The sequence below is a fragment of the Paenibacillus sp. LS1 genome (assembly GCF_026013365.1).
Lineage (GTDB): Bacteria > Bacillota > Bacilli > Paenibacillales > Paenibacillaceae > Paenibacillus.
Map to the genome: position 1 here is coordinate 88,307 of NZ_JAPDOE010000003.1, position 11,916 is coordinate 100,222.

Sequence of the window (11,916 nt, forward strand, 5' to 3'; positions counted from 1 at the left end):
AACGGAATTACTGACATCCTATATCTGCGTACTGATCATTTTTTATGAGGAAATCGATTTTCCAGCGGGTTGATTCAGATCATTCAGCTCTTCGCCATCTGACGATGATCGGGTAAAATGTCGCTCCAGTTTGCGGCTTGCCCACAGGGATACCGCAATAAACAGCAATACGCCTACCCAACGTACAGGGTGCTCCAGAAATTGTTCCACATTGGAACCGATATACGTAACAGAGAAGATCATAATTGCTTTACCACAGCCCACCGCAAGCAGGAAGGATAACAAGCGCATTCGCGCGATACCTGCTGCCACATTAATAATGACAAACGGACCTACCGGGAAGATACTCAGCAGGAAAACATAACCGAACGCGTTCCTCCGAATCCATACCATACTACGCTGCACACGGGGTTTGCGTGCCCATCGTTCCACAAAAGCGGATTTCCCGATCTCCCGTACGATCAGAAATGTAACGGTGCAACCAAGGACCATGCCGATCCATGAATATAAAAACCCTGCCCACAGACCGTATACCGCACCGTTCACACCCACTATTAATAGCGTTGGAAGTGGCGGCACAAATGATTTCATAAACGTAAGCAAAATTCCCGGTAACGGGCCCAGGGAGCGAAACTTCTCCAGCCAGAAACGAATATTTTCTTCCGTAATATAGGACATAATGTCCAATGCTGCCGGGGTCATCTGCATCCATCCAATCTATACAGTCTACGTTCTCAGGTTTGATGTTCACTATACATTTCATCATTCATATGGATGATGAAGCTTCTTTAGCAACTCCCTCCCAGTATAACGTACATCTTCGATGAACACCGTTGTCAATTTGAAGAAATTATTGCACACGAACTGACTTCCACTCCAATCAAAATTAAATCAAAAAAGCACACCTCGACCTCTTATGGTCTTGGTGTGCTCTTCATATCGAAACCCCGATCCTTCTTTGGGGGTATTTATCCTTCTTCCAGCTGCGCTTCTTCCTGCATTGCCAGTTCAATCAGTTCTGCCTGATGGGCAGCATTCCACTCAGGAATACCTGAGTTCATGAACTCTTCGGCATCCATAGCTGCTTTGGACTGGTTGCACAGATTACAGGCGCAGACACAGTTAAGCGGGGTGGTATGTCCACCTTTGGCACGCGGTAGCAGATGGTCAATCGTATCTCCATACGATCCACAGAAGTAACAGGTGTAGTGATCCCGGGTCAGAATATACCGCTTGAAATCCTTGTTGCTGAACAATCGGCGAATTGTGTACCGATTGACCACCACAGCTGCTTTTTCCTTGACCAGCGTAACCGCAAGCTCCATGTCCACTTCCTGATGCCAACGACGCCCCTTGTCCGTCTTGCCGCGCATCCGCACCATGCCTTGCCGGTTGGTCCGGAGCGAAGCCGGATCTTCCGGGTCAATGGCTACCGGGGCCGCCGGCGTCTGACGGCGAGGACGGCCGTCCATGCCAGCTGCGTGACTGCGGCTGGCATGCGCGGGTCGCTGCCCGGATGTACCGCGGGCAGCGTCTTCGCCGTTCGCCTTGGGCGCACGCTCCTTGCGCGCCTGGCGCGGCTTGGACCCTGGCGAGCCAGGCTGGCGCACGGGCGCAGGAGGCCCTGCCTCCGCAGCAGCCCCCGGCGCTTGCCCAGGCTCGCGCCTGGTGGCGGCAGGCTGTGCCTCCGCCGCCGAAGGTGCAGCGACCGTGGTGGCATCGCCACGGTCGCTCAGGGCCGGCGCATGGGCCTCAGCAGCTATGCTGCGGGCCTGCCCTGCGCCGGGCGCGAGCGCGGCAGCACGCTTGCGGCGCCGCTTGCGCTTGCGTTTGGCTGCGGTCGGTTGATCCGCAGCCATGGGCTCTGCTGCCGGGCCTTGCGGCGCAGCTGGCAGCAGAGCTTGGGCCGCCGCAGTCTGCTCGGCGGCCTGCACTGCAGCGGCTGCTCGTGCGCCAGCCCGCTGCGCAGTGCCCTTTTTATTCGCAGAAGCATGGGCCTGCGAATGCTCTTCCCCACGCCAGCGCTCGCCTGGCTGTGGCTCAGCTGGTTCAATCAATACCTCATCTGCCGAGCCCTCATGCTCTAAGCTCGGTTTCGCTTGCTCATTGCCTGTCAGTCCATCTGAACGCTTACTCTTCCTCCGTCTTCTCCGCTTCTTCCGCTTACCCGAAGAAGAGACTAAGGTAGTCACCAAGTCAGCATGTTCATCGTCATTCGCAGACGTCGAGCCTACTGACGATTGAGACACCAGATGTCTGTCTGAAGACGACTCGGTAGCAGATCCCTGCTCTACGCCATGAGAGTTCCGACCGCCTTCATTTTCCACAGAGGCAAACGGTCCCACAGTAACATCATGCGTCTCCAAGCCATTCCGCTGACGTTCGATCTGTTCATTCGTTTGACGGTTCACGCTTGAACTGATTTCATGATCAGCCTGTCCACCAAGCTGTCGACAGCTACGGCAGGCTCCCCGTCTGGCTCCGGGACCTGCCCGCTTTCCGGTTCTGCGCCGGAATTCGGACATAGGTCGCTGTTGTCCGCAATACATACATGTCTTGGTCAGTCGCGCTTCTTGTTCCGTCTTTCCTTGCCGGAAAGGGGCTGGACCCGTCTCCATGTTGTCACCTCGGTTCCGTATGAATCCGGTTTCTTTCTATTGTATCACATCTGCTCGCGAACACCCTCATGGCCAAAGGCCTGATAATCTTTCGAATTGTACTCCTGATTCTGTTCATTGCATTCGTGAAGAATGTGTTCCACATATTCCAATATATCTTGCATCGGTCTCCCGCATTTTTCGCATGTTGTCATTATTTTCACCTTAATCCTGTCATTCATAATGTATTATCGTTCCGCCTTATGATTACCCCTCGTACATATAAAAGAAACACTCGTTCCCCACTTCTCGCATATCTGCATACATAAAAAAACCGCTTCCTGCTCTCCCCTAAGGTCGACCAAGAAACGGTTTATTATTCCTATATTGGGAATACATCTTAACGAACATCCAATTGCCCCGAGTTCTGTTGTGGTGCCAGACGTGGTTTCGGTTTTGGCAGATTGCCGAAGATCACCCATGCATATGGAACGAACCTTGCCGTCAATCCAACGACGATCCACGAAGCGATCAGAGCTACACCAAATCCTCCGGCATACCACAGATGCACTAACCAAGACACTCCTGTTTGCGGCGGATAATTCCGATACACCAGCAGGAAGAATGGATGAATCAGATAGATACCAAAGGACAGTGCCCCAAGCCGATTCAGCGGCTTAACGATCAGAGACGGCCCTTTGCGGTAGAGCAGATAGGCAATCTGGATGAGTACGAGCGCACAAGCAAAGGTATGCACATTCCAGAAGAATTCATACCACAGCGTGTTATACGTTGCGATCTTCAGACGCAGCTGATAATAGATGTACACATGACCCAGTCCAGCAATGATCCACACCGCCCAGAGCAGAATCCATGAAGCTATGCGCCCTTTAGTGGCATTGGCCCGACTGATGACGAACCATTGCTTGATTTTAGGGAAATACACCCCGATGAATGCCCCCAGCATGAAATAGGAAAAGTAAGAGAACGCCCAGCTTCCCTTATTAGGGACCTGGAATCCATATTTATTACTTACGATAAATGTCCATTGAATCAATAATCCAATCGGTACAGACCATTTGACCACGGAAGGATACTTTTTGAGCAGCCATAACACCAAGGGGAATAACAGATAGAATTGCATGTTAATAAACACAAAGTACAGATGCGTATATGCCTTACCCGTAAACAATTTCGTAATGAAACTTACAGCCGATTCGCCAAACGGTCGGCCCTGGTAATGCGTGAAATGCAGAATAACAAAATACATCAATGAGAACAGGAAATACGGAAGCAAAATATACACAAATCTTTTTTTGTAAAAATTACTTACGAGTTTCTTGTCCAGTGGACGAGAATAATAGTTATAGAACAGCACGAAACTGCTCATAAAAATAAAGGTTGGCGTACCATATTTCATAAAGATATTAATAAAATTGTACAGCCAGTAATAGCCCGAACCGGTCATGTCCACCGTCGCGTAAGAAGTGGAATGCACGCATAGTACGCCGATAATCGCCATGGCACGTACCAGATTCAGCTCCGGAATTCGCTCTCTTTTCAGTGTTTCACTCATGTTCACGTTTCTCCTTCATGTGTTCGTCAATATGTCAGATATGACTTAATACAATAAAAGCTCTCTATCTATTAAAAGCCATAATGCTTAAGATGGGTAGTCCATTTTCTTAACAATTCCTAAATTTTCATCATATTTCACACTATTTTCATGTCTATATATGTAAAAAAGACCGCGAGTACGCGGTCTTTGGGAACATCCTGATTTCAACCAAATGATTGTTGGTTCAACCGGATGAGATTGGTATATTTGGGTGTGGACACGAACCAGCCCCTGACGGATTCTACTTCTGGCGACTTGCCAGAATCTGTTTATACACCTCAATCGCCGCCTGTCTCGATGCCTTCAGATCGACAATGGCATCCTTGCGCGGCTGATGGATGTCCTTGCTATGCAGATCCTTCAGCTCAGGCAACCACTTCCGAATATAATCGCCCTGCGGATCATATTTCTCGGATTGAGTCACTGGATTGTTCACGCGAAAATACGGAGCTGCATTCTCGCCGAGCGAAGCACACCATAGCCAATTACCACGATTCTGAATGTTATCATAGTCACGCAACTTGCGCCTGAAATAGGCTTCACCCAAGGTGAACGGGCATTGCAGGTTTTTGGTGAGAAACATCGCCGTGAGAATCCGCAGCCGGTTCGGCATATGTCCGGTTTCGTTCAGTTCCGTCATCGCTGCATCAATAATCGGAATACCTGTCTCCGCCTTGCACCAACGTTCGAAATGACCATCATGCAGAGCCGAGAGATCGTACACCTTTTCATATGTAAAATAGTGACTCTCATAGACCGCTCGATACAGGTAGAAGTCGCGGAAGCACAACTGTCTGATCCATTCCCCAGCCTCGGCTGTGCGATTCGCTGCATCATACATTTTGCGGATAGACACTGCTCCCACCGCAACATATGAGCTAAGATGACTCGGCTCGTAAGCCTCATATTCGTCCCGATGCTCACCATATTCAGCAATTCGATCCGATAAGAATTGATCCAGCAGCAGATGCGGGTCCTCTTCATCCGAGCCACTGGACTCCAGCATCTCCGGAGGTACCTGCATCGCATCCGGCCATTCAATCTGTCGATCACTCACCTTCAACTCTGCAACCGTTGTTGCCGAGGGAGGGTTAGGATGTTCATTCATGAATTCCACCCACCGCCGGTGGAAAGCTGCAAATACTTTATAAGGCTCCGACTTGCCTGTAAAATTAGCAAATCCATTCAGATCCATCAGCAAATGATCCGTCAGTTGCGTGAACGAAACCTCATGCGCCTCCGTGACTTTGCGTATGCCCCTATCCCGCTCGATTGCATATGGTGTCATGTCCCGGTGGACCACAATCTCGTCAATCTCGCCTTTGAATTCGTTCAGGATGAAATCAACCACTTCAGCTGGTTTGCCGTAAGCAACATGTAGTTTTCGTTTGGCTTCAAGATACTGCCTGCCTAGCCCCGCTGCATGCTTCCTAAAATTCACACCACTGTGTTCCTTCTCTCGGCCTTGCCGCAGGAGAAATGCATCATAGATGAGAACATGCACACTCTCTTCTTCGTGTTCCCGCAAATAATCGAATGCAGCCAGATCATCGGTACGCAGATCTTTGCGGTGTATGAATAACTTCATGCCTCACCTTCCTATCTGAAATTAAGGTTATTTGTCCGTCAGGTTCTGATATAACCTGCTTGTTTCGGGCTCCGGCTCATGTCCCAGATCTTCGTCCAGGGTTAATGTAAATGAATGATATAAACGAAGTATGCCTTGTTGATCATCTATGGATGCATACACTTCCATCATGAGTCGACAGATTTCTTCCGAATAAGGTTCCCGTTCCTGCAATATCGTTAATTGCTCAATCGCTTCCCTACCCCGACCATGCATCATGTCCCATCTCGCAATATCCATAACCAGCCCTGTATACTTGCGTCTGAGTTCCCTTGCTTTGGCCTGCGCCCAATGATAATCATGCTCTTCCAGATAATCGGCACGATAGAGTGGGATCATATGTCTCAGGTCATCAACATTGTCTGATGTAATGACGTTGTAGACCATGGCTTTTTCGAATTGTTCCACATCACTCACCAGATTGCCTGATAACAGACGATAGCGGTTCATATTGTACTCCAGCTTGCCTGTCATGTTCCATTCCTTAAGCAGCTTTCGAATCTGGTACACGGAAGTATGTAGATGGGTTAGTCCCTTCTCCTGGGAAACATCACCCCACAGCTTATCCAGCAGAATCTCTTTGCTTACCCACTCTTCCCTGTGATGAAACAAAAAAGCAAACAATTCCTGCGATTTGGTTGTACGCCACTTATGCTTCTTAGCACCCTGATCCAGAGTTCTATAGATATCCAGATGTTTGAACGTAAGCAGCCCCGGCACTTCGGTGTCCAACTCCACAGATACAGATTCCGATTCCTGCACCTCGGCGGTGGCTGCAACTTGGGAATGATGCGACATGATGCCCGCAATCCGATCAATGGTTTTGGCTAATCGTGTGGAGCTTACCGGTTTCAGTACATAATCCAGTGCATGCAGCTCGAATGCCTCTACCGCATGATCGGCGTAAGCTGTCACAAAGATAATACGAATACTCTGATCCAATTGCTGTATATATTCAGCCGCTTCCAGGCCATTCATCTCCGGCATTCCGATGTCCAAAAATACAACATCCACACGTTCGTTTGCCAGAAAATGAAGACCATCGCGCGCTGTTGAAAAACATTGCACGGGTGTAATTCGTCCGTCCGTTTGAAGAAGGCGCTCCAGATGAAGCTGCGCCGGCTTCTCGTCATCAATCACAATGGCTCTCACCGTTCATTTAGCCTCCTGCCATGAAAGATTCAATAGGAATACCGTTTTTATCGGCATCCGCTTATTAGTCTGTTAACCATAATTGCTCAACTCGGCACATTATTTGGAATAATTCACCTTTTGCACAGGGATACGGAATCGGATCTGCGTACCTTGACCCACATGGCTATGAATCTCCAGTCCCTGACCATAGAGAGACATCAGGCGACGGTTTATATTTTGCAACCCGACACCTCCCGGACCTTCAGTTCGTCCAGACTTCACCTGAGCCATACGCTCAGGGGGGATACCGACGCCATCATCCTGAACCTGGACGACCACATGCTCGCTCTCTTTGAAAACTCTAAGATGAACTGTCCCGCCTGCTGCCCGCTCCATTACGCCATGGCGAATGGCATTCTCCACAAGCGGTTGGATGCTGAGAGGCGGCAGATACAGATGCACATCCGGTTCCACCTCATACTCGACCACCAGTCTTTCCTCAAATCTGGCCTGTTCCAGATGCACATAAGACTCCACCAATTCCAGTTCTTTGGTCAAAGGAACAAGCTGTTCCCTGTTCTGGAAGTCAAAGCTTCCACGCAGGTAATGACTCAATTCAATCAGCAGATCGGTTGCTTTGTCCGGATTCACTGCACAGGTCGCGATAATGACATTGAGTGCATTGTATAGAAAGTGCGGCTTGATCTGTGCCTGTAAAAAGGCCATCTCGGTCCGAATAGCCTCCTGCACAGAACTCCGCATCTCAATTAACGTCCGAACCCGGGCACGCAATTCACCGGCATCCACCGGTTTGCTCAGGAAGTCATTGGCCCCCGCCTGGAACCCATGCTTGATATCCTCAGGCAACCCACGGGCGGTCAGCATCAAAATCGGCAGCTCTGACAAGGAACTGTGCTCGCGCAGCTTGCGACATAACTCAAGCCCAGACATTTTGGGCATCATCCAGTCCGTAATGACAAGATCGATCGACGGGAATTGTTCACGGAGTTTTAATGCAGTGAGTCCGCTGTCCGCTGCGATTACACGGTAACGTTCCGTGGACAACAGATTCAACAATACCTGTCGATTCACGGGGTCATCGTCTACAATCAGAATTGTATGTTCTCCTTCCGAAAGATCATCCGGCTCATCCGATTCTCTTGTCACAAGCTCTTTAGCTCCTGTCCCCTGTGCGGCCACATAACGGGCGGCAACTGGTTTCGAATGAGCTTGCAGCAGCGGCAATTTGATAACGGGCAGGGTGAAATGAAAGGTAGAACCTTGCCCCGGCTCCGATTCTACCCAGATCTCGCCTCCGCCAAGCTCGACGAGTTTCCGAGTAATACTCAGACCGAGCCCGGTTCCATCATTCACTCGCTCCATTGTCCCGTTACTCTGCTCATAGGCTTGGAAGATATCCTCTTGTTTGTCCAAGGCGATGCCTACCCCCGTATCTGCGACCGATACCCTCACCCGATCCCCATCGACACTGGCGTACAGCCGAATCTCACCCTGCTCAGTGTACTTATAGGCGTTACCCAACAGGTTATACAGAATCTGCCTGAGGCGATCTTCGTCAGCCTCTACGAGCGGCAATGACTGGGGCCATTGCTGAATCAGTAAAACTGGCTTGTCCTCGAACGTGAAACCCGAGACTTCAACTACAGTACGGGCAACCGATTCCAGATCGACAGCTACCCGTTTCAACTCGATCTCACTATTTTTCAGTTTGGAAAAATCCAAAATGTCGTTAACCAACAGCGACAGCCGCTTACCGGTTGCTGTAATCATGGACAGATTCTTGGCTTGCTTGGGTGTGACCGCTCCGGCCGCACCTTCCAGCATGGATTGAGCAATATTAATGATGCCGTGCAGGGGGGTTCGCAGCTCATGAGACGTATTCGCCATGAACTCGTCCTTGAGACTGTCAATGGCGAGCAAACGCTCCGATAGAGCTTCCACGTCACGGAATGATTGTGCGAAGCGGATTGCGGTCACAATCATCTGGGCTAATACAAATAATAAAAGTTCAATCAGCGCAAAGAACGCTGTATCTACGGCAGTGAACGCACCGAGCGTGTGCAATACAACAACCATGAGTATGCTCATCATGCTCACCAGTGCAAAGTGACTATCATTCGGTCGTCCTTTTAACCAATAGAACATCGCTCGCAGCGTATAGAACATGACAACAAGCGAGATCAGTAACATGGGAAGCTCAAAAGACGAGAATAGGGTCGGAGGGAGCGTTAGGCCCACAATGGTCTGGGCAATGATTAGCACTACAGCAAGACGAACAAACCACTGATGAACCGCCCCTGGTACACGAGCATCCATATATCGAAGCAAAAAGTAATAAGCAAAGGCTGAACTAAGAAGCTGAATCCGAAGCATCTCATTGTTAGTCAGGAACGGTACAAACGTTCCCAGTAACTTCTCCCCATGGGTCAAAGCGTAAAGTGCACCGGAAAGACTGAATAATCCAAGATAATGCAGTTCCTTCTCACTACGCCGCAACCGAAACAGTAGCAGGAAGAAGGCGGCGGGCAAGATAAAGCCGAACAAAGTCATCAGATCCTTGAGCCAATCCTGTTGCTGGCTTTTCAGAATACTATGCTCGTCTCCAAACAAAATGGGCGCCACAATGCCCCCAGACGAATAACTATAATTCGATACTTGAATGATAATGTCAGCCGTATTGCTCTCAATGGACGTGAATCCCGTAAAGGGCAGATTTAATTGCACATCCGTATCCGGGGTCATTCCCGGCAGTCCTTTGCCGCCAATCTCTTTACCATCGATAAATACCCGGTGGGCCATACGTATATTCTGCGTGCGGATGCCGTAATCGTTTTTCATCGTTCGGGCTGTAAGCTGGACTTGCAGATGGTAGGTTCCGTACCCATGTGCTTGCCCCAAAGATTTGTTCCATCGGGCCGGAACTTGAGTGCCTGACGAAGGCGGCAATGGCTTGCGACCGGATACACTTGCTTCAATATCTGCCGGACTGAGCAACTGCCCAGGGTAGAAATCCCAGACACCCTTTAGAGACGCTGGACCCTTGCGATCAAAGTCCCACTGGGTCAGGTCAATTCTTCCATCCGCAGCCTGGGGGTTACTCCGCTCACTAATTAACGTCTTGGCAATCCAGCCCAGTGGAACAATGACAATGCATATGAAACTTATGGTCAGCATAATCCAGTGTTTTCTCATCTATGTATTCCTTCCATCCACAATGGCGGGAGACGTCTAATTTTGTCGATTTATCACTATAATTCATGTTACACGTTTCTGGTGCTCACGGAAATAGTTTCCGTATCATAATCGGTCAACTTCGTTATAATTTGAAGGATTTCTATCTGTTTCCGCTAGATCTTGGTACACCAAGGAACCCCAGGCCGAATTTCACCGGAATGAACGGGCGAAATGGCCTGAGGTTGATTGAATGAAGATTTATTTAACAGCTTGGGCAAGCTTCTGGACGATTCCGGCCCATCCCTGTTCCATACGTTCGCGTACGATGGCGTGAGCCTGTCCAAATTCAGTCAGTTTATCCGCATCCCAACCGCTAGCGGAAGAACTTCCGTCACCTGACAAGGTGATTGACCGAATGGGCCTGCTTCCAATATAAAGTCGTGACCCTCCACGGGTTCCAGATTGCCTGGCATGAACCAGTTTTTCAGTCCTTGCTCCGTTGAGACCATCTCCCACACCTTCTCTACAGGTGCATGAAGCAATAGTTCCTCACGGATATCCGGCAATGCACTTGATGAACTTGATGATGAATCCATTCGTATCACCTCCTTACACATTTCATTTCGTATAACTATCCGAATAGAAGTTGACCTCCGCTTTATCCCCACCCTATAATTGGAACATATTACATAAAAGGTGCGTGATTCCTATGATAGTCTGCTCTGAAAAATCCAATTCCAACCGTTGCCGGAAGGGATAATCCTGCTCACTTCCCTTCCACGTTTTCATTTTAATACTTTTACATGTGGGGGATACCTATACCATGTCATTCAGTTATTACGGTCCATTATGCACCGCCGTTTATGATCTAACGAAACCCGTGGGACACTCCTTGGGAGGAGACATTGAATTCTATCGCCGTTATCTTCAGGGCTGCAAAGGACGCATCCTTGAAGCCATGTCGGGATCAGGCCGAGTGCTCATTCCTTTGCTTGAAGCAGGCTTGAAGGTGGATGGACTTGATTATTCAACGGATATGATTGACTCTTGCCGTTCTCGTTGTATGGATCGAGCATTACCCATGCCTGAGCTGTTCGTTGCCGATCTGGAGAAGCTTGACCTTCCATATCGATACGAGGCAATTATCATTCCCGGAGGTTCTTTGCTCCTCATTCAAGATAGAGAGGCATCCATTAACGCATTGCGTAATCTATTTCAACATTTGGAACCTGGAGGCAGGCTCGTATTTGATCTGTTTCTGCCCGATGTGACACAGCCCTCTTCGGTAGAAACATCAACCGTTTCATTACCTGACGGCGATACGATCACAGTAGAAGCAAAAACCATTGAAGTGAACCTTCTACACCAATACAAAGTGAGTCTGATCCGCTATGAACAATGGCATCAGGGCGCTCTTGTCGCTACAGAGATGCAACAACTCACCTTGCGTTGGTACGGCGTAGAAGAGCTACGTCTAATTCTCGAACACATTGGGTTCTCCGACATCAAAGTATATGCAGACTTTAACCCGGATCAACCACCTACACAGTCGAATCAAAAATTCGTCTATGAAGCGACTCGAAGAACGTAGTCATCGATAATTTAGTCTACATGCTTCTCATCAAAGATAAGGCCACAGCATGAGGTTTAACCATGCTGTGGCCTTTTTTACTATATAAAATTTGCACTAACATTAACACAAGAACGAAGAGGACAGAAATAACTTGAAGAAGCGACGCTACAAG

Annotated in this window: 8 protein-coding genes; 1 reads left to right on the top strand and 7 read right to left on the bottom strand. The window is 49.1% G+C overall.

Going from position 1 to position 11,916, the window contains the following annotated elements; translation table 11 throughout:
• Positions 1–42: 42 nt before the first annotated feature.
• From OM416_RS15790 to OM416_RS15820, 7 genes are all read right to left on the bottom strand, one after another.
• Positions 43–702 carry a TVP38/TMEM64 family protein gene (locus OM416_RS15790; protein WP_082762941.1) on the bottom strand — a complete coding sequence of 220 codons (660 nt, stop codon included), beginning with the start codon at positions 700–702 and terminating at the stop codon, positions 43–45.
• A gap of 266 nt (positions 703–968) precedes the next feature.
• A complete protein-coding gene (locus OM416_RS31925; RefSeq protein WP_413775795.1) occupies positions 969–2,618 on the bottom strand; it encodes an HNH endonuclease in 1,650 nt (549 codons plus the stop codon).
• Positions 2,619–2,997: 379 nt separating this feature from the next.
• Complete coding sequence (locus OM416_RS15800) at positions 2,998–4,173, bottom strand: acyltransferase (RefSeq protein ID WP_264930941.1); 1,176 nt, start codon at positions 4,171–4,173, stop codon at positions 2,998–3,000.
• A 283-nt stretch (positions 4,174–4,456) separates the two neighbouring features.
• Positions 4,457–5,803: a cryptochrome/photolyase family protein gene (locus OM416_RS15805; protein ID WP_264930943.1), complete on the bottom strand. Its 1,347-nt coding sequence runs from the start codon at positions 5,801–5,803 to the stop codon at positions 4,457–4,459.
• A gap of 27 nt (positions 5,804–5,830) precedes the next feature.
• Complete coding sequence (locus OM416_RS15810) at positions 5,831–6,994, bottom strand: response regulator (RefSeq protein ID WP_264930945.1); 1,164 nt, start codon at positions 6,992–6,994, stop codon at positions 5,831–5,833.
• Positions 6,995–7,093: 99 nt separating this feature from the next.
• Positions 7,094–10,189, bottom strand: coding sequence for an ATP-binding protein (locus OM416_RS15815; RefSeq protein ID WP_264930947.1), 3,096 nt, complete (start codon positions 10,187–10,189; stop codon positions 7,094–7,096).
• Between the two features lie 332 nt (positions 10,190–10,521).
• Positions 10,522–10,767, bottom strand: a complete 246-nt coding sequence (locus OM416_RS15820; protein ID WP_413775796.1) for a hypothetical protein — start codon at positions 10,765–10,767, stop codon at positions 10,522–10,524.
• Between the two features lie 227 nt (positions 10,768–10,994).
• Here OM416_RS15820 and OM416_RS15825 point away from each other — a divergent pair, with 227 nt between their 5' ends.
• Positions 10,995–11,762 (top strand): class I SAM-dependent methyltransferase, encoded by a 768-nt coding sequence (locus OM416_RS15825; RefSeq protein ID WP_264930949.1) that lies wholly within the window; start codon positions 10,995–10,997, stop codon positions 11,760–11,762.
• Positions 11,763–11,916 lie beyond the last annotated feature (154 nt).